At 74.0% G+C, this 20,272-nt stretch carries 22 protein-coding genes; 16 read left to right on the top strand and 6 right to left on the bottom strand.

Translation table 11 applies throughout. The features are described from left to right. Positions 1-40: 40 nt before the first annotated feature. Both DEJ47_RS00250 and DEJ47_RS00255 read right to left on the bottom strand, forming a co-directional pair. Entirely contained in the window at positions 41-715 is a 675-nt protein-coding gene (locus DEJ47_RS00250; protein WP_150163908.1) for a sulfotransferase family protein, read from the bottom strand. Between the two features lie 170 nt (positions 716-885). Then, positions 886-1,332: a carboxymuconolactone decarboxylase family protein gene (locus DEJ47_RS00255; RefSeq protein WP_150163909.1), complete on the bottom strand. Its 447-nt coding sequence runs from the start codon at positions 1,330-1,332 to the stop codon at positions 886-888. 355 nt (positions 1,333-1,687) lie between these two features. On the opposite strand from DEJ47_RS00255, the gene DEJ47_RS00260 reads away from it, so the two are divergent. From DEJ47_RS00260 to DEJ47_RS00280, 5 genes are all read left to right on the top strand, one after another. Then, entirely contained in the window at positions 1,688-2,413 is a 726-nt protein-coding gene (locus DEJ47_RS00260) for an SDR family oxidoreductase (protein WP_150163910.1), read from the top strand. A 215-nt stretch (positions 2,414-2,628) separates the two neighbouring features. Continuing rightward, complete coding sequence (locus DEJ47_RS00265) at positions 2,629-2,955, top strand: Rieske (2Fe-2S) protein (protein WP_150163911.1); 327 nt, start codon at positions 2,629-2,631, stop codon at positions 2,953-2,955. Between the two features lie 12 nt (positions 2,956-2,967). Then, positions 2,968-3,678: a gamma-glutamyl-gamma-aminobutyrate hydrolase family protein gene (locus tag DEJ47_RS00270; RefSeq protein WP_150163912.1), complete on the top strand. Its 711-nt coding sequence runs from the start codon at positions 2,968-2,970 to the stop codon at positions 3,676-3,678. Positions 3,679-3,779: 101 nt separating this feature from the next. Beyond that, positions 3,780-5,558, top strand: coding sequence for an FAD-dependent monooxygenase (locus DEJ47_RS00275; RefSeq protein ID WP_150163913.1), 1,779 nt, complete (start codon positions 3,780-3,782; stop codon positions 5,556-5,558). 159 nt (positions 5,559-5,717) lie between these two features. Continuing rightward, positions 5,718-6,584 carry an NmrA/HSCARG family protein gene (locus tag DEJ47_RS00280; RefSeq protein ID WP_150163914.1) on the top strand — a complete coding sequence of 289 codons (867 nt, stop codon included), beginning with the start codon at positions 5,718-5,720 and terminating at the stop codon, positions 6,582-6,584. Between the two features lie 69 nt (positions 6,585-6,653). Here the strand turns inward: DEJ47_RS00280 and DEJ47_RS00285 are convergent, their stop codons facing one another. Beyond that, complete coding sequence (locus tag DEJ47_RS00285; protein ID WP_150163915.1) at positions 6,654-7,430, bottom strand: alpha/beta fold hydrolase; 777 nt, start codon at positions 7,428-7,430, stop codon at positions 6,654-6,656. Positions 7,431-7,698: 268 nt separating this feature from the next. Between DEJ47_RS00285 and hemG the strand changes: the two genes are divergently transcribed. The 3 genes from hemG to DEJ47_RS00300 all read left to right on the top strand — a co-directional run bounded on the left by hemG (position 7,699) and on the right by DEJ47_RS00300 (position 10,389). Then, the gene (hemG, locus tag DEJ47_RS00290) at positions 7,699-9,162 is read left to right on the top strand and encodes a protoporphyrinogen oxidase (protein WP_150163916.1); all 1,464 of its coding nucleotides are present in this window, start codon (positions 7,699-7,701) and stop codon (positions 9,160-9,162) included. A 14-nt stretch (positions 9,163-9,176) separates the two neighbouring features. Then, positions 9,177-9,809 carry a DsbA family protein gene (locus DEJ47_RS00295; RefSeq protein WP_150163917.1) on the top strand — a complete coding sequence of 211 codons (633 nt, stop codon included), beginning with the start codon at positions 9,177-9,179 and terminating at the stop codon, positions 9,807-9,809. A gap of 133 nt (positions 9,810-9,942) precedes the next feature. Further along, a complete protein-coding gene (locus tag DEJ47_RS00300; RefSeq protein WP_150163918.1) occupies positions 9,943-10,389 on the top strand; it encodes a YdeI/OmpD-associated family protein in 447 nt (148 codons plus the stop codon). A gap of 102 nt (positions 10,390-10,491) precedes the next feature. On the opposite strand, the gene DEJ47_RS00305 is transcribed toward DEJ47_RS00300, so the two are convergent. Together DEJ47_RS00305 and DEJ47_RS00310 are read right to left on the bottom strand one after the other, a co-directional pair. Further along, positions 10,492-11,223: a 2OG-Fe dioxygenase family protein gene (locus DEJ47_RS00305; RefSeq protein WP_150163919.1), complete on the bottom strand. Its 732-nt coding sequence runs from the start codon at positions 11,221-11,223 to the stop codon at positions 10,492-10,494. Between the two features lie 412 nt (positions 11,224-11,635). After that, the gene (locus DEJ47_RS00310; RefSeq protein ID WP_150163920.1) at positions 11,636-12,304 is read right to left on the bottom strand and encodes a DUF4097 family beta strand repeat-containing protein; all 669 of its coding nucleotides are present in this window, start codon (positions 12,302-12,304) and stop codon (positions 11,636-11,638) included. Between the two features lie 273 nt (positions 12,305-12,577). Between DEJ47_RS00310 and DEJ47_RS37560 the strand changes: the two genes are divergently transcribed. The 4 genes from DEJ47_RS37560 to DEJ47_RS36710 all read left to right on the top strand — a co-directional run bounded on the left by DEJ47_RS37560 (position 12,578) and on the right by DEJ47_RS36710 (position 16,123). Beyond that, the gene (locus DEJ47_RS37560) at positions 12,578-13,339 is read left to right on the top strand and encodes a GbsR/MarR family transcriptional regulator (protein WP_150163921.1); all 762 of its coding nucleotides are present in this window, start codon (positions 12,578-12,580) and stop codon (positions 13,337-13,339) included. Positions 13,340-13,490: 151 nt separating this feature from the next. After that, entirely contained in the window at positions 13,491-13,748 is a 258-nt protein-coding gene (locus tag DEJ47_RS00320) for a DUF5133 domain-containing protein (RefSeq protein WP_150175333.1), read from the top strand. 84 nt (positions 13,749-13,832) lie between these two features. Beyond that, the gene (locus DEJ47_RS00325) at positions 13,833-14,465 is read left to right on the top strand and encodes a DUF6629 family protein (protein ID WP_150163922.1); all 633 of its coding nucleotides are present in this window, start codon (positions 13,833-13,835) and stop codon (positions 14,463-14,465) included. A gap of 515 nt (positions 14,466-14,980) precedes the next feature. Further along, the gene (locus tag DEJ47_RS36710) at positions 14,981-16,123 is read left to right on the top strand and encodes an ANTAR domain-containing protein (protein WP_223828170.1); all 1,143 of its coding nucleotides are present in this window, start codon (positions 14,981-14,983) and stop codon (positions 16,121-16,123) included. Between the two features lie 3 nt (positions 16,124-16,126). Here DEJ47_RS36710 and DEJ47_RS00335 read toward each other — a convergent pair whose 3' ends face one another. After that, a complete protein-coding gene (locus tag DEJ47_RS00335) occupies positions 16,127-16,624 on the bottom strand; it encodes a cupin domain-containing protein (RefSeq protein WP_150163923.1) in 498 nt (165 codons plus the stop codon). A gap of 80 nt (positions 16,625-16,704) precedes the next feature. On the opposite strand from DEJ47_RS00335, the gene DEJ47_RS00340 reads away from it, so the two are divergent. The 4 genes from DEJ47_RS00340 (at position 16,705) to DEJ47_RS00355 (ending at position 20,225) form a co-directional block, all read left to right on the top strand. Further along, positions 16,705-17,637 (top strand): LysR substrate-binding domain-containing protein, encoded by a 933-nt coding sequence (locus DEJ47_RS00340; RefSeq protein ID WP_150163924.1) that lies wholly within the window; start codon positions 16,705-16,707, stop codon positions 17,635-17,637. Positions 17,638-18,198: 561 nt separating this feature from the next. Further along, a complete protein-coding gene (locus tag DEJ47_RS00345; RefSeq protein WP_223828171.1) occupies positions 18,199-18,513 on the top strand; it encodes a DUF6332 family protein in 315 nt (104 codons plus the stop codon). A gap of 138 nt (positions 18,514-18,651) precedes the next feature. Continuing rightward, entirely contained in the window at positions 18,652-19,215 is a 564-nt protein-coding gene (locus DEJ47_RS00350; RefSeq protein WP_150163925.1) for a 2Fe-2S iron-sulfur cluster-binding protein, read from the top strand. After that, entirely contained in the window at positions 19,212-20,225 is a 1,014-nt protein-coding gene (locus tag DEJ47_RS00355) for an FAD binding domain-containing protein (RefSeq protein ID WP_150163926.1), read from the top strand. Before DEJ47_RS00350 ends, DEJ47_RS00355 begins: the two co-directional genes overlap by 4 nt. Positions 20,226-20,272 lie beyond the last annotated feature (47 nt).

Here is a 20,272-nt window from a genome sequence, read left to right on the forward strand (position 1 = left end):
AAAAAGAAGCGGATGGTGCGCGGATGGTGTGCGGGTGGTGTTATCGCGTTCCGCCGCCGGGGGCGGGCGGGCCGCCGGCGGCCATCTGCTGCATCCGCTCACGCATGTTCGCGGTGGTGTTGGCGTGCGGGAACGCGGTGGTGGGCGTCTCGGTGCCCAGGAACGCGCACAGCGGCTCCCAGCCCTGGGTGACGTCGTAGACCAGGAGGTTGTCGGCGGGGACCGCGTCGATGATCTCCTGGTTGCGGCGGTGGTAGACCGCGATGGCGTGGTCCTTGTCGGAGAACCGCCCCTCGAACAGCCCTTCCCAGGTCATGACGTTGGTCATGCGGAAGACGCGGGCCTGGCGGCTGCCCGGCTCGGGAGGGGTCTCCTTGTTCTTCAGGACGAACTGGTAGAGCGTGTTGTACGTGCTCTCGTACCAGCCGTCCGCGTCGCGCACCGTCAGGACGACCTTGGCCTCGGGGAAGGCCTTGACGATCTGGTCGTAGTAGAAGGAGGGCGGGCCGTCCACCGCGGAGGTGTAGCCCTCGAAGACCGCGTCCCAGTCGGGCTGCTGCCCCTCGCAGATGATGCGTTCCCACTGCTCCAGGCGCTTCTCGTCGCCGACGATGTCGAACATGTGGTAGCAGGGGCCGTAACCGAGCTGTTCCAGCGCCACCTGAAGTGACGTGGTCCCGGTCCTGCCGAGACCGGCGTTGATGAGCTTCAACACGGTGCGGTTCCTTCCCTGCGGCTGGGTGGTCAGGTGGTGCGTGGGGCCCCGGTCGTCACTGCTATGACGCCCGGCGGCGCACGGATGTGACAGACGCTCGCCGCCGCACGGGGTGAAGAGGGGCCCGGTGGGGCGGGGGCGGGCCAGCGCCAGGCCGGGGCGGGGGCGGGTCAGCGCCAGGCCGCGGGCACCTGGCGGGTGGCGACGTTGATGCGGTTCCAGCAGTTGACCAGGCCGATGTGGATGACCAGGGAGGCCAGTTCCTCCTCGGTGTAGTGGCCGGCCGCGTCCTGCCAGACCTCGTCGGGCACCGCGTCCTCGCGGCCGCTGAGCTCGGTGGCGTCCTCGGCCAGCGCCAGGGCGGCGCGCTCGGCGGGGGTGAAGCAGGTCGCCTCGCGCCACTCGGCGACCTGGGGCAGGCGGGCGTCGGCCTCGGCGGCCTGCCCCAGGTCGTCGGGGATCGTGTAGACGCGGCCGTTGATCTGGCTCACCCGCAGCCGGATGAGGTCGAGCGTGCGCTGCGGGACGCCGACCTTGCCGATGACCTTGGTCAGGTCCAGCAGGGGCTGCAGGGCGTCGGGCACGACCAGCGAAGGGTTGTTCATCCGCGGTGGCATCGGGGCGTCTCCTGTGAGTCGGGCCCGCGCCGGGCGCCGCCGCGGCGCCGCCCGGCGGCGGGCGCACGGGGGCGGAACGGGCAGGGCGGGGGCGGGCGGCGGCGAGTGCCGGCCCACCAGGCTGCCGCCGCCGTGGGCGTTGGTGCAAGTGCCGGACGGACCACGCACCCGAGTGCCGGGCGAACAGGGCGCCGTACGGGCGGTGTTCGACCGCGCGGTCGCCGCAGTTGAACATCCCCGGCGTTCACGACCACGGCCTCGGGCGGGCCGGGCGAACTGTGTGACGCTTCGGTGGGCTCACAGCGCGTGACCCACCCCCCTCCCCCCTTTTCGACGGACAGAAGGGACCACGGACGTGCCTGAGAAGATCGCGCTCGTCACCGGCGCCAACAAGGGCATCGGGCAGGAGACCGCACGGCAGTTGGGCGAGCGGGGCGCCGTCGTCCTGGTCGGCGCCAGGGACGAGGTGCGCGGCAAGCAGGCGAGCGCCGTGCTCGCGGACCGCGGCATCACCGCGGTGCCGCTGCGCGTCGACGTGCGCGACGCGGCCTGCGTGGCCGAGGCCGCCGCCGTCATCGAGCGGCGCTACGGCCGCCTGGACATCCTGGTCAACAACGCCGGGATCGCCGGGCAGTTCACCGGCGCGCCCAGCCAGGCGGCGGCGGGCGACCTGCGGGAGGTGTACGAGACCAACGTGTTCGGCGTGGTCACGGTGACCAACGCGATGCTGCCGCTGCTGCGCCGCTCGCCGGCCGGACGCATCGTCAACATGTCCAGCCACCTGGGGTCGCTGGCCCTCAACGCCGACCCGGCCTCCCCCATGGCGCACGTCAACATGCTCGCCTACCAGTCCTCCAAGACCGCGCTGAACGCCCTGACCCTCGCCTACGCCAAGGAGCTGCGGGACACCCCGATCAAGGTGAACGCGGCCCACCCCGGTGTGGTGGCCACCGACATCAACGGCCATCGCGGGCAGCGCACGCCCGCCCAGGGTGCCGTGATCGCGGTGCGGCTCGCGCTGCTGGACGCGGACGGGCCCACGGGGGCGTCGCTGTCGGAGGACGGCCCGGTGCCCTGGTAGCGGGCGGGCACGCCGGGCCGGGCGGGGCGTGCACGCCGGGTCGGGGCGGGGCGGGGGCCGCGGGCTCCGATGAACCTCGTCCTGAGCTCGGGTCATCCTCAAGAGCCCCGGCGGAACGTGTGGCCCGGCGCGTGGAGATCCGGCTGACACCGGACCGGCCCCTGATGTCCGGATCCCTGGTCCGGGCCCCCTGACTGTGGAGGAGAGCGGGAGCGATGAGCTTCGTCAAGGTTTGTCCGGTGGACAAGATCCCGGCCGGCGGCGCGATCGCGGTGGAGGTCGAGGACGCCCCGGTCGCACTGGTGCGCAGGGACGACACCGTGTACGCGGTCAGTGACCTGTGCTCGCACGCCGAGGTCTCCCTCGCCGAGGGCGAGGTCTACGGCACCACCATCGAGTGCTGGCTGCACGGCTCGTGCTTCGACCTGCGCACCGGAGAGCCCGTCAACCCGCCCGCGACCCGGCCGATCGCCACCTACCGGGTGAAGGTCGAGGACGGCTTCGTCTACGTGTCGCCGGACGCGCCGGGCACCGAGGGCTAGGGGCGGGTGGAGATGAACTCGGCGAAGCCGGTGGTCGGGATCACCGCACGCACGGTCCCGGTCACCCTGCAGGGCAGTGACATGGTGGTCAGCCTCTCGCTCCAGTCGCACGTGGACTTCCTGGCCGCGGCGGGCTGCGTCCCGGTGGTGCTGCCGGTGCGGCCCGGTGTCGGGCAGCTCCTTCAGGGCCTGCAGGGCCTGCTCGTCCCGGGCGGGCCGGACATCGACCCGGCGCTGTACGGGCAGGAGCGGCACCCCTCGACCCGGGTCGCGAGCACCGAGCTGGACCGCGCCGAACTCGCCCTGATCGGGGACGCGTTGGCGGGCGGGCTGCCGCTGCTGGCCATCTGCCGCGGCATGCAGCTGCTCAACGTGCGCTGCGGGGGCACCTTGCACCAGCATCTGCCGGAGGTCACCGGCACCGACGGGCACCGCCCGCCGGGTCCCGGCTTCGAGTTCGGCCGGCACGTCCTGGATCTGCGCGCCGGCAGCCACATCGCGGGGGTCTTCGGCGACGACACCCCCAAGACCGCCTGCCACCACCACCAGGCCGTGGACCGCGTCGGCGAGAACCTGACCGCCACCGCCCGCACGCCCGACGGCGTCGTCGAGGCGGTCGAGGCGGTGGGTCACCCCTTCGCCCTGGGCGTGCAGTGGGAGGCAGGACAGACCGAGGACGACCGTCTGCACCGCGCCCTGGCGGACGCCGCGCGGCGCGGGTGAGACACGCGAAAACATCTCGGAAAAGCTCAACGCCACATTCATTCCCGGCACATTCGGCAGTTTCCGTGAGCGTGGGACTGTCACCTTCCGGAAGGACGAAAATGGGAACAGTCGAGGTTCCGGTTCTTATCGTGGGCGGCGGCGGATGCGGTCTTGCCGCCTCCAACTTCCTCTCCGATCACGGTGTGGACCACCTGCTCGTCGAACGGCACGCGGACACCGCGCACGTGCCCAAGGCGCACTACCTCAACCAGCGCACGATGGAGATCTTCCGCCAGCACGGGCTCGACGCCCCGATGGTGGAGCAGGGCGCGCCCCTGGAGCTGTTCGGCAAGCTGCGCTGGCTGACCTCGCTGGCCGGCGACGGGCCGATGGACGCCCGGCACATCCACGAGATCGACGCCTTCGGCGGCGGTTCGCTGCGCGAGCGGTACGCGGCGGCCGGGCCGGTCCTGCCGGTCAAGCTGCCCCAGGTCCGCCTGGAGCCGATCCTGCGCGCCACCGCCGAACAGCGCCGCCCCGGGCGCATCCTGTTCGGCCACGAGATGACCGGCTTCACCGACGAGGGCGACCGGGTGGTCGCCGAGGTCCGCGAGCGGGCCACCGGCGAGACGACGACGGTCACCGCCCGCTACATGATCGGTGCCGACGGCGGCCGCACGGTCGGCAGCGCCCTGGGCATCGAGATGCGCGGCGTGCCCGCACTGCTCGATGTGACCACCGCCTACTTCACCGCGGACCTGTCGCAGTGGTGGCAGGAGGGCACGCTGCTGACCCACTTCCTCAACGCCCAGGACCCGGACCTGTGCAGCAACCTCATCGAGATGGGGCCCAGCTGGGGCAAGGCCTGCGAGGAGTGGGTGCTGCACTTCCCGCCGATGGACGCCGACCGTCTCGACGAGGAGTCGGTGGTGGCCCGGGTCCGGGAGCTGCTGGGCCTGCCCGAGCTGGAGCTGACCCTGCACCACGTGACGAACTGGACGGTGCAGGCGCTGGTCGCCGAGCGCTACCGCAAGGGGCGGGTGCTGCTGGCCGGTGACTCCGCGCACCGCCAGCCGCCCACCGTGGGCCTGGGCCTGAACTCCGGCATCCAGGACGCCCACAACCTGGCGTGGAAGCTGGCCGCGGTCCTCGACGGCCGCGCCGACGACAGCCTGCTGGACACCTACGAGGCGGAGCGGCAGCCGGTGTGCCGGCTCAACGTCGACTGGGCGGTCTCGGCGGCCTCGCACCACCAGGCGGTCCTGGACACGGTGGGTCTGGGTCCGCACGCCCCCGCGCAGCGCCGGCAGCGGATGTTCGCCTCCTACTTCGAGCAGTCCCCCATCGGTGAGGTGGTGCGGGCCAGGACCGCGGAGATCCTGGACACCCACCGGGCCGGCTGCCAGGCGCACGACTTCGAGATCGGCTTCCACTACGAGCGGGGCGCGCTGGTGCCCGACGGCAGCGAGCCGCCCGCGCGGGTGCCGATGCGCGATGTGTACCAGCCCACCACCCGGCCCGGACACCGGCTGCCGCACGCCTGGCTCGAGCAGGACGGCCGGCGCCTGTCGACCCACGACCTGACCGGCTCCCCGGCCGGGTTCGTCCTGATCACCGGGGAGCGGGGCGGGGCGTGGGCGGAGGCGGCCGCGCAGGTGGCGGAGAAGTTGTCGCTGCCGATCCGGTCGGTGTGCATCGGCGCGGGCGCGGAGTTCGCCGACATCGAGGGCGGCTGGGCGCGGGTCCGTGAGATCGCCGGGGACGGCGCCGTCCTGGTGCGCCCGGACAACCACGTGGCGTGGCGCAGCATGGGCGCCGTCGACAACCCGGCGCAGCTGCTGGCGAACGCGTTCTCCCGCATTCTCGAGCCGCGTCTCACCGCGGATTCCGCTTCCTGATTCCCCGGAACCTCCGGGATCCCCGGAATTCCCGGAGTACCGGGACAGGCGTAAAAGGGGGCGGCCGCACCGGCCGGACCGGCAGCGGCCGCCCCCTCGTTGGTACGGCACCTTTCGCGGCGCATCTTTCGCGGCCATCTTTCACGACGGAGGAATACGGTGACGGTAGACGGAACAGTCCTGGTGCTGGGCGGAACCGGCCGGCAGGGGGGTGCGACGGCCCGCGCCCTGCTGGAGCGGGGACGCGTCGTGCACGCGCTGGTGCGCGATCCGCGGGCCGATGCGGCGCGTGCGCTCGCCGAGGCGGGTGCGGTGCTCGTCCGCGGGGACCTGGAGGACCCGGCGTCGCTGCGCGCGGCGATGCGGGGCGTCCAGGGCGTGTTCAGCGTCCAGACGTTCCGGGGGCCGGGCGGTGTGGAGGCCGAGGAGCGCCAGGGCAAGGCGGTGGCGGACGCCGCGGCCGAGGCGGGCGTGGCCCACTTCGTGTACAGCTCGGTGGGCGGCGCGGACCGCTGCGAGGTCATCCCGCACTTCCGCAGCAAGTGGAACATCGAGCAGCACATCGACAAGCTCGGCCTGCCGGCGACGGTGCTGCGGCCGACCATGTTCTACGACATCCTGCTCGACCTCGGCCCCAAGCCGGCCGGCGGTGAGCTGGTGCTCGGCCTGTGGCTGCGGCCCGAGGTCCCGGTGCAGGTCATCGCGACCGGTGACATCGGGGCGTTCGCCGCGGACGCCTTCGGCGATCCGGGTGCGTGGCTGGGCCGGCGGGTGGAGATCGCCAGTGCCGAGCTGACAGGACCGCAGATCGCCGCGGCGTTCGAGCGGGTGGCGGGCGTCCCGGTCCGCTACGAGCAGCGGTCCTTCGAGCCGCTGCGCACGGCCCGCCCGGACCTGGCCGCGATGTTCGACTGGCTCGACACCGAGGGCTACAGCGCGGACATGGCCGAACTGCGCCGTATCCGACCCGACTTGACCGGCCTGGAGGGGTGGCTGCGCGAGAACTGGACGGTTCCCGGGGCCTAGACCGCACCCGCGCCGGCACGCGCCACTGCCCGAGGATCACGTCCTCGGGCAGTGGCGCGTGCCGACGGTTCAGGTGGTGGTGAAGCCGGCCAGGACGCGGCCCAGGATGTCGGTGTCGATGCGGTGCCAGGAGCCGGGCAGCTGCATGCCCCAGCCGGCGGGCAGGGCGGTGGCGGTCGCGCGGGCCGCGTCGCGCAGCCAGTCGCCGGTCGCGTCGCTGTTGAGGACCAGCGCCGGGGTGCGCAGGGTCGCCAGGCGGGCGGTGGGCACCTCGAAGTCGCCGAGGATGGTCGTGTCGTACAGCAGGGTGTGGGCGTTGGCCTCGTTGGTCGCCCACAGGGGTGCCTTGCGCCAGTCGGCGATGGTCTCGGCGCTCAGGCCGAGGAATTCGCGCAGCCAGTACTCCGCGGCCTGCCCGCGCCGGTCCTGGGCGAGCAGCGCCTTGAGGGTGTCCATGCAGTCGGCGGGCGGCTTGGGGTGGGGGGCGGTGCGGAAGTAGGGCTCGTGCAGGGCGAGTCTGGTGATGGGCACCCCGGCCAGGGCCGCTTCGAGGGCGAGGTTCGCGCCGGTGGAGCCGGCGAAGACGACGGCCTGGCCGCCCGCGTCGTCGATGACCGCGGCGAGGTCCTCGATCTCCCGCTCGACGGCGTAGTGCGGGGCGTCGCCGCTCTGGCCCCGGCCCCGGCGGTCGTAGACGTGGACGGTGCAGTGCGGCGCGAGTTCCGGGACCAGTGCGTCGAAGATGGTGTGGTCGCGGAACGCGCCGTTCATCAGCACGATCGGCGGGCCGTCGCCGGTGCTGCGACAGGCGATCGTTGTGCCGTCCTGGGAAACGACCTTCCGCATGCCACCACTCTCCTCGGATCCATGGGGTGTGTTGTGCGCAGCGGTAATGTCCAGCGGTCCGGTCGACGGCGGGTGGAGCATGAATCGGGCGTACGCAACGCGCTGCGGGCCCGCGCGCGGGCGCCGCCCCGGGGCGCTCAAGTCGCCCTGGAACGGGGCGGGTTGCGGGACGCCGCCGGGGGGCTGTGGGGTCCACTCCCGCTCAACCGAGACTATCGGTGCCCCTTCAAAACTGATGCGACACCGTATCCACGAAGGAGCAGGTCGTATGGCGGACAACGGAATGGCTCGGTCGGGCACGGCTCCGCATGTCGTCGTCGTGGGGGGCGGCGTCGCGGGGCTGGCGGCGGCGTTCTTCCTGCGCGAGGAGCCGGTGCGGGTGACCGTCCTGGAAGGCGCGGGCCGGCTGGGCGGGCAGCTGGCCGTCTCGGAGCTGGCGGGTGTCGTCATCGACGAGGGCGCGGAGTCGACGTACGCCCGGCGGCCCAAGACCGCCCGGCTGCTCAAGGCCGCCGGCCTGGAGGAGCGGGTGGTGGCGGCGGGCACCAAGTCGATGGCGGTGTGGAGCGGGGGGCAGCTGCGGCCGCCGCTGGAGCGGCAGTTCATGGGCGTGCCCTGCGACATGGACGAGCTCGCCAAGTCCGGCATCCTCTCCGAGGAGGGCGTGGCGCGGGCCCGCGAGGACCTGACGCTGCCGCGCGAGGGGCGGGAGGGCGACCGGTCGGTGGCGGAGGTGGTGGGCGGGCGCCTGGGCCGTGAGGTCGTGGACCGCCTGGTGGATCCCTTCTTGTCGGACGCCTACTTCGGGCGGGCCGACGAGCTGTCCTTCGAGGCCACCCTGACCCCGCTGGTCACCGCGTCCCGGCGGCGCGCCTCGCTGGCGCAGGCCGCGGAGGCGCTGCTGCCGGCGCCGCTGCCGCCGGGCCAGGAGCCCACCACCGGCATCTCCACCCTGGCCGGCGGGCTCGGCTCGCTGCCGCAGGTCCTCGCGGACGGTCTGCTCGCCGCCTCACCGGACGCGCAGGTGCGCACCGGAACCCGCGTGCGCGGCCTGGAACGCCGCGGCGCGGGCTGGCGGGTGAGCGTGCACGGCACCGCCGGGGAGGAGCACCTGGACGCGGACGCCGTCATCGTCGCCGTGCCCGCGGCGCAGGCAGGCCCGCTGCTCGCCGGTGTCCCCGGCACCGGCCAGGCCACCGCGGCGCTCGCCGAGATCCCCCACGCCGGGTCCGTCATCGTCACGCTCGCCTTCCCGCGTACGGCCCTTGATGCGCTGCGCCCCCTGGGGCACAGCGGCTACCGGGTGCCGGCCGTGGACGGGCGGGCGATGAAGGTCGTCACGTTCTCCACGATGAAGTGGCCGCACCTGGCGGGCGAGGTGGACATCGTGCGCTGCCAGGGCGGCGGCAGCGGCGCCGAGGATCTGCTGGGCCGCGACGACGCGGACCTGGTCGCGCTCGCCGCCGCCGAGCTGGCCGAGGTCACCGGGGTGCGCGGTGGGCCGCTGGACTCCCGGGTGAGCCGGTGGGAGCGGGCGGTGCCGCAGTACACGGTGGGGCATCTGGAGCGGGTGGCGCGCATCCGGGCCTCGGTCGCCGGCCAGCGCGGGCTCGCGGTGTGCGGCGCCGCCTACGACGGGGTCGGGGTGGGCCAGTGCGTGGCCAGTGCCCTCAAGGCCGCCGAGGAGGTGCTCGGCGAGCTGCGCACCGGCGCCTCGGCCGGCTCCGCGTGACAGGGACATCCACGATGCCGAGAAAAGAGGAGGCGGGCGTGTCCGAGCAGAGCGTGAGCGCCGTCGACTTCTGGTTCGACCCGCAGTGCCCGTGGGCGTGGATCGCCTCGCGGTGGATCACCGAGGTGCAGCAGCTGCGGCCGGTCCGGGTCCGCTGGCACGTGATGAGCCTGGCGGTCCTGAACGAGGGGCGCGACGTGCCGCACAAGTACCGGGTGGGGCTGGGGTTCGGGCCGGTGCGGGTGTGTGTCGCCGCCGAGCAGAAGTACGGTCCCGAGGTGCTGGGCCGTCTCTACACCGAACTGGGCGTGCGCTACCACCACGAGAAGGCGCCCAAGGACCGGGCCACCCTGGAGGCGGCGCTGGAGGCGGCCGGGCTGGATGCGGGGCTGGCCGCGGCGATGGACTCGACCCAGTACGACACGGCGCTGCGCGCCTCGCACCGCGAGGGCATGGACCGGGTCGGCTACGACGTGGGCACGCCGGTGATCGCCGTGGACGGCAACGCGTTCTTCGGTCCGGTGGTGACGCCGGTGCCGCGCGGCGAGGCGGCGGCCCGGCTGTGGGACGGGGTGCTGCTGGTCACCGCGACGGACGGGTTCTTCGAGCTCAAGCGCACGCGGGACCGCAAGCCGGTCTTCGACTGAGAGCGTGTGTCACGGCACGGCCCGGGCGGGTGGTGCCACACGGCCACACGGATGGCGCCGATCCCCGCACCCGGCAGGCCCGCCCCCGTCAGGATGTGACCAGCACGGTCACCCACACCGACAGGAGCAGATGATGAAGTTCCGAACCTACGTCGAGCCTCCCGAGCCCATGCGGGGCCTGGAAGTTCCTTTGGAGGTCGTGGAGAAGCTCGACGGGGGCAAGCGGCCGGCCGTGACCATCACCGTCAACGGGCACTCCTGGAACAGCCGGCTCGCCATCATGCGCGGCCGCCATCTGATCGGTTTCAGCAAGGCCAACCGGGAGGCCGCCGGGGTGGAGACCGGCGAGGAGGTCGAGGTCGAACTCGTCCTGGACACCGAGCCCCGCGTCCTGGTCGAGCCGGACGACTTCGTCCGGGCGCTGGACGCCGACCCGATCGCCCGCAAGGTCTACGACCGCCTGTCGCCGAGCCGCAAGCGGGCACACGTGCACGCCATCGAGAGCGCGAAGAAACCCGAGACGCGCCTGCGGCGGATCGAGAAGGCGGTGGCGACCCTGCGCGACGAGGCGTTCGCGTAGGAGTTCACGCAGGAGTTCATGCAGGAGTTCATGCAGGAGTTCATGCAGGAGTTCATGCAGGACCACCCGGCCTGCCGGGGCCGGCACGGCCGGTCCCGGCGGTCAGTGCGGGGTCAGGGTGGTGACCAGGACGTCGCGGCGGGCGGGGCGGGCGGGGTCGGCGGGGCGGATCGGGGAGACGCCGTGCAGCGTGGCACGGTCGTCGCCCAGGAGCAGGGTGCCGGGCCTGGTCAGCGTCGTGGTCATCCGCTCGGTGCCGTCCGGGCCGTACACCGTGCTCTGGCCGCCGGTGGCGTTCTCGCGGTGGATGAGCAGGGAGGTCACCAGGGTGACGCCGTCGCGGTGACGCCCCTCGGGGGTGGGCTCGCCCTCACCGTCCGCCTCGGCCACGATCCTGAAGGGGTGCACCTGCACGTCCCAGGTGTCCGCGTCGTCCAGGCAGGTGGCGACCCGGCCGAGCATCCGGATCAGTGCGGCGAGCACGGGCTCGCCGGCGAAGGCCGCGGTCAGGGGCTCGAAGCGGCGGTCCACGTCGACGTACAAGGGGTTGCTGTGCTCCGGCTGGAGGAAGCCGGCGTGCTCCTGCGCCGCGAGCTCGCCCGCCCGCGAGAGACAGAACCGCCCGTAGCGCCGCAGCCGTCTGGTGCCCAGTTCGGCCGCGTACGTGTCCGGGGCCAGGTCCTCCCAGTGCGCGGCGAACGCGCGCCACCCGCTGTCGTCCGTGCCCAGGCACTGCGAGAGGGCATCCGGCTCCATCAGGTAGGAGCCCTCGGCGAGCAGCGCCTGCCGGGCCTGCTCGGCCGGTCCGTCCGGACCGCCGTGTTCTTCGGCCATGGACTCATGCTCGGGCGCGCGGGAGCACTTCGCATCCGCAGCGCTCCGTGCCCGTCGTCCTGCGGGCCCGCTCCAGCGCACCGGTTGCGGGCGCGCCGCGGTGCCGCGCGCCGGGCGGGTGGCGCCGTCAACCCGGCTCCGCGGCCCGGCGAGTTGAGGGGGGCGGCCGGCGGTGGTCGGAGCCTGCCGGGGCGGCGGTCTGTCGGTGGGGGCCGGCCCCGAGGCCGCCCTCTTCGCGGGCCAGGAGAGGCACGAGGGCGCGGGCCACGAGGGCGGGGCGGAGGGCGGAGCGCACGGTCTGTTCGCTCCGATCGCCGCGCTCACCGAGAAGCCCCGCTCCGAGTGGCGACCTCGGGGCGGGGCCGGGGGGTGTGGGGGTCGGGGGGGCCGCGCCGGCACAGCGTGGCGGGGGTCAGAGGCTGCGGGCGGTGATGTCGCCCTGGGCGACGGTGGCCTTGATGGTCAGGGCGGGGGTGGCGCCGGTGTGGTGCAGGGCGTTGTCGATGCGGCCGTAGGCGGTGCCGGCGTCCAGGGTGGCGCTGACGCCGCGGGCGGCGATGACGGTGATGTCGCCCTGCTCGGTGCTCAGGGTGAGCGCGCCGTGCCCGGCCTCGGCGATGTGCACGTTGCCGCGCAGGGTGCGGATCTCGCCGCCGCCGTTCAGGCGGCCGACCCAGATGTCGGCGTCGAGGGCGCTCAGGCGGGCGCCGGTGGCCTCGTCGAGCTTGACGGAGCCGTGGCCGCCGTCGAAGACGACCTCGCCCAGGCGTCCCACGCCGCGGAACCCGGCGGCCGAGGAGGTGGCCCGTACGTGGGATCCGGCGGGCAGCTGGACGGTGACCTCGACGGCACCGGTGGTGCCCAGGACACGGTTCCTGGCCTCGGGGGCCTGGATGCGCAGGACACCGTCGGCGTAGGCGACTTCGGTCTGCCCGGCCGCCTTCACGTCGCGGTCCCGGGCGGGGTCGGCGGGCCGGACCTCGACGGTGGTGTCGGCGCGGTCGGCGGCGATGAACTGGATGCGCCCGGCGGGGATGTCCAGGACGGTGCGGACGGCGGCGGGGGTGTCGAACTTCTGCATCGTGTGCTCCTTCATCCGGTGGCGCGGGCCCCGGCGGCCCGCCCTTTCCGATGACAGAAACGCTACGTTGCATTCACGGTTTCAACAACAAACTTGTTGCATTGAAACCTCATAACAGCAGGTAGATCCGGGTAAGTTGAAGCAATGACCTCACGCTTAATGCAACAAGTCTCTCTACATGTCGTTGCAATGAGTTGGGTGTGAACGCTATGGTCGGCGCGTACACCCGCCCCGCGGGCCCCGCCGGGGCCCCGGCCACGAAGGAGATTCCCGATGCCGGGAGGCAGGCTCACCCAGCAGGAACGCCGGCAGATCGCCCAGGGGCTCGCCGACAACCTCTCCTACGCCGAGATCGCCCGGCGCCTGGAGCGGCCGACCTCGACGATCACCCGCGAGGTGACGCGCAACGGCGGCCCGGCCGGCTACCGCGCCGAAGTCGCCCACCGCGCCACCGAACACCGCGCCCACCGCCGCAAGCAGAGCGCGCCGCGCACCGCGCACACTCCCCCGCAGCCGCACGGACGTGACGCGGGCGAAGTGCGCGCGTACGAGGAGGTGTTCGCCACCGTCATGATCACCTCGGGCATGCCCACGATGATGTCCCGGGTGGTGGCCGCCCTCGTCCTCACCGACTCCGGCAGCCTCACCGCGGCCGAGCTCGCCCAGCACCTGCAGGTCAGCCCGGCCGCCGTCTCCAAGGCGATCGCCTACCTGGAGAGCCAGGGCTTCGTGCGCCGGGAGCGCGGCGAGGGCCGACGCGAGCGCTACGTCGTCGACGACGACGTCTACTACCAGTCCATGATGGCCAGCGCCCGCGCCACCGCCCAGGTCGTGGCCACCGCGCGCCAGGGCGTCCCCGTCCTGCGCCCGGGCACCCCCGCCGCCACCCGCCTGGAGAACATCGCCCGCTTCCTGGACTTCGTCTCCGAAAGCACCGCACGCGCCGCCGAACTGGCCCGCGACATCCTGCACGCCAAGCCTGCCCCCGCCCCCGACAGCACCACCGGCGGTGCCGCGCCGCCCGCACAGAAATGACGGCAGGGCGCGCATGACGGCCGACCGCGAGGGGCACACGGCGCAGCACACACGACAAAACCGGTAAACCGGATGAACCCGGTGAGCCCGGTGAGCCCTGTGAAATTTGGTTAAGCCGGTGGAAGAACGCCTGTAAGGGAGGCCCCCGATGCTGTTGATGGCCCGTCCGGTCCTGAAGAACCTGCTCGAGCAGTACGAGACGCTGAGCGCCCTGCACGCCGAACGGGGCTCCAAGGAGACCCTGCGGCGCCTGGAGGACGTCTCCTACACCCTGTGCGTGTCCACCGGCACCCGCGACATCGACGCGGCACTCACCGCCGCGCGCCACCGGCTCGCCACCACCGCGACCAGTCCCGGGCACCGTGCCCGGCACGCGGCCACGAAGAACGCCCGGGCGCTGGCCAGTTGACCCGGCGGCCGGAGCAGCCGCACGCGAACGGGACAGCCGCCGCCCGGCGCGCTCGCGCGCCGCGGCGGCCGTAGCGTTGGCGGCATGTGCTGGAGTGCCACGGCCGATCTCGCGGCGGGAACGGGCATCGCGGCGGTGGGCGTCGTCTCGGTGAGCCTGGCGGCCCGCCGCCCCCGCGACCTGCCGCTGGCCGCGCTGCCGCTGCTGCTGGGCGCCCACCAGATCGTCGAGGCCGCCCTCTGGCGGCAGGGCGGCGGCACCGGCCCCGCCACCGTGGCCTGGGCGGTGATCGCGCTGCCGCTGCTCGCGCTGTGGGTGCCGGCGGCCGTGCTGTGCGCGGCGGCGCCGGGCGCCCGGCGCCGCCTGCTCATCCCGCTGGCCGCGGGCGGGGCGACGGCCGCGGTCCTCGCGTACGCGCTGGCGACGCGGCCGGTCAGCGCCGAGATCCGCGGGCACACCGTCGGCTACGCGCTGGGCCTGCCGCAGACCGGGCCGGTGGTGGCCGGCTACCTGCTGGCCACCGTCGGTTCCCTGCTCCTGTCCGGCGAGCGGGGCCTTGTCCTGTTCGGGGTGCTGGTCGCGGCGGGCGCGGCAGTGTGCTTCGTGCTGTGGCGCGAGGAGTACGTCTCCACGTGGTGTGCGTTCGCCGCGGTGTGCTCGCTGCTGCTGACGCGCTGGGCGGCCCGGCGCCGCCCGGTCCGCGCCACCGCCGCCTGAGTTTTGCCGGGCCGCCGCGCGTCTCCCGTGCCCCGTGCCCGCCTGCCTGCCTGCCACGGTGGCGGGTTGGCGTGTAGGTCCGCCCGGGGCTCGGCGCCGAACGTGCGGGCCGGGCGCCGCTGTCAGCGGCACCCGGATCTCCTCGCGGAACCGGGCCGCGTGCAGGCACTGCTCGTACACCTCGCGGCGCGGCAAGGTGGGCGACGAAGGGGGCCGGCGGGTCGAGCAGTGCCGTGATCCGCACCTGCGGGCGGGTCTCGGCCTGTCGGCCGGTGAGGTCGCGCAGTCTCTACGGGGGCGGGGCGGCGGCCGTACCGGCGGAACCACAAAGGCCGGGGCCCCGGCGGCGCCGGGGCGGCCATGACACCCGCCGGGCGGGCGGGGTACGGTCGCCGAAGTGGATGAGGGGCGGGGCGTGCCGGGAGGAACCGGGCGGGCCGGGGCCGGTGACACGGCCCTCCGCTCCTCGATCGATCGGCAAGGAGGCCGGAGCAGGTGCGGCCAGGGGAGAGAGTTTGACCAGCATTCCGACCGCGTCCCCGTCACCGGAGGACCGGCCGTCCTCGCCCGAGCCGCTCCCGTCGCCCGAGCGCCCCTCCCCGTCCGAAGGGCCCTCCCCGTCCGGACGGCCTTCCGCGTCCGAGCGGCCCTCCGCGTCCGGACGGCTCTTCGTACCCGAGCAGCTCTCCGCACGAGAGCAGCTCTCCTCGTCCGAGCGGGGCGCCTCAGCAGAGCGAGCCACCTCGGCCGAGCGGGACTTCCCGGAGCGAGCCGCCTCGTCCGAGCGGGCCTCCTCGCCGGAGCAGGACCTCTCGGCCGAGCGGGTCTTCTCCCTCCAGCAGGAGATGGAACAGCTGCGTGCCACCGCCGGGCGGCTGCGGGAGCAGGTGGCCGAGCTGGAGGTGCGGGCGCGGGCGCGGCCCCGGATCGCGCTGGCCGAGGGCATCCTGGTCGAGCGCTACCGGCTGGCACACGCCCAGGACGCGTTCGTGCTGCTGCGCCGGGCCTCCCAGCACGCCAACATCAAGCTGCACCAGCTGGCCACCGCCGTGGTGCGCACCCCCGGCCCCGCGCCCGGCGCCGAGCGGTGGCTGCCCGAGCGGACCCGGCACGCCGCCCTGCCCAGCCTGGACGCGCTGCGGGCCGGCACGCTGGACGTGCGCAACCAGGGTGAGGTGCTCGGCGCCGCCCTGCACCGCGTGCTGGCCGTCACCGGCACCGACATGGGCAACGTGCAGCTGCTCGAGGACGACGTGCTGCGCATGGCCAGACACGCGGGCCTGCCCCGGCACTTCACCGACCACTTCGCCTTCGTCGACGGAAGCACCTCCTGCTCCCGGGCCGCCGAGGCCAGCAGCCAGGTCACCGTCAAGGAGGTGGCCTCCTCGGCCGGGTTCGGCGAGGAGGACCGCCGGGTGATCCTCACCTCCGGCAGCCGCGCCTGCCACAGCGTCCCGCTCTTCGACGGACACCGCACCGTCCACGGCGTCATCTCCTCCCACCACGCCCGGCCCCTGTCCGGCTTCACCCAGGCCCAGCTGCGCGAACTGCACGCCGCCGGCCGCACCATGGGCGAGTGGATCAGGTGGCACCAGGAGACCGTGCTCCTGGACGCGCTGGAGGACCTGCACCAACTCGCCCTGGCCGGGCAGTCCTGAGCCTCACGGGGCGGGGCGGGTGGCGTAGCGGCTCATGGTGGCAAGGCTGTCGGCGGGGGTCGGGGGCCCGCCCCCGGCAAGCGTGTCGCGCAGGTCGCGGAAGTACTGCACGTACAGGTCCGGGGTGAAGACGCTGAGCATGCGGGCCGGTCGGGCGCCGGGGTTGGCGAAGGTGTGAGGGGCACCGGCCGGCACCATCACGAAGGTGCCGGGGCCGGCGTCGTGCTCCTCCGGCCCGACCGTGAACCGCACCGTGCCCGCCAGCACGTAGAAGCCCTCGTCGTGCCGGGCGTGGCGGTGCTGCGGGGGGCCGGGGGTGTGCGGGGCGAGGACGGACTCGGTCAGGCCCAGGCGGTGTCCGGTGTTGCTGCCGTCCTCCAGGACGCGCATGCGGGTGGTGCCCAGGGCGATCGTCTCCCCCTCTCCGGGGCGGACCACCGATACGGCGGGCACGTCGGTCAAAGGGGCGGACTGTGCGCCGGACTGTGTGTCGTCGGTCATGGTCCGATGGGACCGCGCGGGGGCGGCGGGCGTCCAAGACCTGTTCCGTGGGCCCGATACCGGCTGGGTATCGTGGCGTGATGGAGCTGCGGACGTTGCGGTACTTCGTGGCGGTCGCCGAGGAACTCCACTTCGGCCGGGCGGCCCTGCGCCTGCACATCAGCCAGCCGCCGCTGAGCCGGGCCGTCAGACAGCTGGAGGCGGAAGTCGGCGCGGTGCTGCTGGACCGCTCGCCGGCCGGCGTCACGCTCACCGCGGCCGGCGCTGTGCTGCTCGAGGAGGCGCGCGCCCTGCTGGAGCGGGCCGCGCTGGCGCGGGAGCGGGTGGCCGCGGCGGCCGGGCCCGGGGCCATCACCGTCGGGGTCCTGGGCGGTGACGGCGGCGAGGGCGGTGACGGCGGTGCGGGGCTGAGCCGGCTGGCCGCGGCCTTCCGCCGCCGGCATCCGGGCGTGGAGGTACGTGTCCGGGAGGCGGATCTGGGCGATCCCACCTGCGGGCTGCACGCCGGTCGCGTGGATGTCGCGCTGACGCGCGGCCCCTTCCAGGAGACCGGGCTTTCGGTCCGCACGCTGCGCACCGACGCCGTGGGGGTACTGCTGCGCGCCGACGACCCGCTGGCCCGCCGCGCGCGCCTGCACCTGGCCGACCTGGCCCAGCGGCGCTGGTTCCGCTTCCCGCCGGGCACCGACCCGCTGTGGCAGTCCTACTGGGGCGGCGGCGTGCCCCGCGAGGGGCCGGTGGTGCGTGCGGTGGTGGAGTGCCGGCAGGCCGTGCTGTGGAACGGCACGGTCGGCATGACCCTTTTGGACCACCCGTCCTCCCCCGGCCTGGTGGTGATCCCCCTGACCGACATGCCACCCAGCCCACTGGTGGCGGCGTGGAGCAAGAACAACGCGGACGCCGTGGTCCGCTCCTTCGTACGCGCCGCGACCGGCCTCCACCGGGAGCGGGGGCAGGGGCGGGAACGGGTGCGGGAGCGGGGGGCGGTGGACGCGGGGCCCGGGGGCGGGTAGCTGGGCGGGGCGGTGGACGCGCGGCGCCGAGACGGGCAGTCGGGCGGGGGCGGTCTCGCGGGGCTCGTCTCGCGGGCGGCGGGCCATCCGCGCGGCGGGCCTGTGGAGCGGTGGGCCCGTTCGGCAAGACGGCAGGTCAGTCCCGTGGTGACAGCAGGTCCGCCCCACGAGGGCAGCAAGCCACCCCCGTGGCGGGGGCAGGGGCGGTGCGGCGGGCCGATCCCACAGGGCTGCAGGTCAGTCCGCGGCGACGGCAGGACCGTTCCACGAGGCCGACGGGCCCCCTGCGACAGGGCAGGGTGGTCCCTGATCCCGGCGGTGCGCGGGCGCCCCACGGTGCGACAGGTCAGGCCCATGGTGACGGCAGGCCCCTCTCGCGGGCGGCAGGTCATCCCGGCGGCGGGCCGGCCATCCTCGCGGCGGGGCAGGGCGGCCCCTGGCACCACGCGGGGCGGCAGGGCGGCGGGGCGGCAGGGCGGCGGGGCGGCGGGGCGGTCGCATGGTGTCGGCCGTTTTTGCACTGCGCCAGGGGGGCGGTGCGGGGCTGGGTAGGCTGCGGGGATGGGGACCAGCCGTCGTAGTCAGGCCGAGCGGGACGCGATGACCGTGGAGATCGGTTACGCGCTGCTCAGCGCCTGCTTCCTGGGCGCCGTCGTGTTCGGGGCGATCGCCGGTCCTGCCGCCGTGTGGCAGTTCCCCTCCGGCGCCGAGAGAGTGCTGGTGGTCACGGGCGCCGCGGCCGGCATCGTGCTCGGGGTGCTGCGGGTCGTGCACGTGCTGTGGCGGTACGCCGGGACTCCCCGCCCCGATCCCGATCCCGGCTCCGGCTCCGGCTCCGGCTCCGGCTCCGGCTCCGGCTCCGGCTCCGCGGACTGACTGCGCCGCTCCCCCGGTTCCTCCCCCGCTCTCCCCTCGGCGCGGAGTGGTTCGGCATGCCGGAACGTGTGTCCTGTCCCAGGCTGGAGGGGCTGATACCGGCACGGACCCACCCCCGGGACAAGGGAGCAGAGCGCCATGGGGACCGATGTGTTCCATTCGGAAGTGCCCCTGCGGGTGAACGGCAGGCCTCACCGCCCTGTCGTCGATCACCGGGCGACGCTGCTGGACGTCCTGCGCGAGCAACTGGACCTGACCGGCGCCAAGAAGGGCTGCGACCACGGCCAGTGCGGGGCCTGCACCGTCCTGGTGGACGGGCGCCGGGCCAACAGCTGTCTGCTGCTGGCGGTCGCCGTCGAGGGATGTGACATCACCACCGTCGAGGGGCTGCGCGGCCCGGACGGCGAGCACCCGCATCCCCTGCAGCGGGCCTTCGTGGAGCGTGACGCCTTCCAGTGCGGGTACTGCACGCCGGGGCAGCTGTGTTCGGCCCTCGGCGTCCTGGCCGAGGCCCGGGCGGGCCATGCCTCGCACGTGACGGATCCGCAGGTGGAGGGCGGTGAGCCGGTGCGGCTGAGCCGGCAGGAGATCCAGGAGCGGCTCAGCGGCAACCTGTGCCGGTGCGGCGCCTACCCGCGCATCGTCGAGGCCGTCCAGGACATGGCGGCCGCCGACGACGCCGAAGGAGGTGGGGTGCGGTGAAGTCCTTCCGGTATGTGCGCGCCCACAGCGTCGAGGAGGCCACCGCGGCGCACGCCGGCCGGCCCACCTCCCGCTATCTGGGCGGCGGAACCAACCTCGTCGACCTGATGAAGCTGGGCGTGGAGCGGCCCCAGACGCTGATCGACGTCAGCCGGCTGCCGCTGGACGGCGTGCGGGAGCTGGCCGACGGGTCCCTGCGCGTGGGGGCGACGGTGCGCAACAGTGACCTGGCCTCCCACCCGCTGATCCGCGCCCGCCACCCCGTGCTGTCCCAGGCGCTGCTCGCCGGCGCCTCGGGCCAGCTGCGCAACATGGCCACCACCGGCGGCAACCTGCTCCAGCGCACCCGCTGCCCCTACTTCCAGGACCTGGCCAAGCCGTGCAACAAGCGCGAGCCCGGCTCGGGCTGCGGCGCGCGGGAGGGTGTCCACCGCGACCACGCGGTGCTGGGGCACTCCGCGCAGTGCATCGCCACCCACCCCTCCGACATGGCCGTCGCGCTGGCCGCGCTGGACGCGCAGGTCGAACTGCAGGGGGTGCGCGGGACGCGGACGGTGCCGGCCGCCGACTTCCACCGGCTGCCGGGCGACCGGCCGCAGACGGACACCGAGATCGCCCACGGCGAGCTGATCACCGCCGTGCTGCTGCCGCCGTCGGCGCCGGGCACCGTCTCGGCCTACCGCAAGGCACGCGACCGCGCCTCCTACGCCTTCGCGCTCGCCTCGGTGGCCGTGGTCGCGGTCGTGCGGGAGGAGACCCTGCACGAGGTGCGGATCGCCTTCGGCGGGCTGGCCCACCGGCCCTGGCGGGCCCGGCGCGCCGAGGAGGCGCTGCGCGGCGCCGCGCCCGGCGGTGAGGCGTTCGAGCGGGCCCTGGACGCCGAGCTGGCCGCGGCCGAGCCGCTGCGCGACAACGCCTTCAAGGTGCCCCTGGCCCGCAATCTGGCCTGCGACGTCCTGCGCCGCCTGACCCGCCCGGACGCAGACGCCGACGTCGGCGCCGCACCCTGAGCGGACGGTCCCGCCCGCCGCCCGCCCCCCCTTTTTTTCGTACGTAC

The organism is Streptomyces venezuelae (assembly GCF_008642355.1).
Lineage (GTDB): Bacteria > Actinomycetota > Actinomycetes > Streptomycetales > Streptomycetaceae > Streptomyces > Streptomyces venezuelae_B.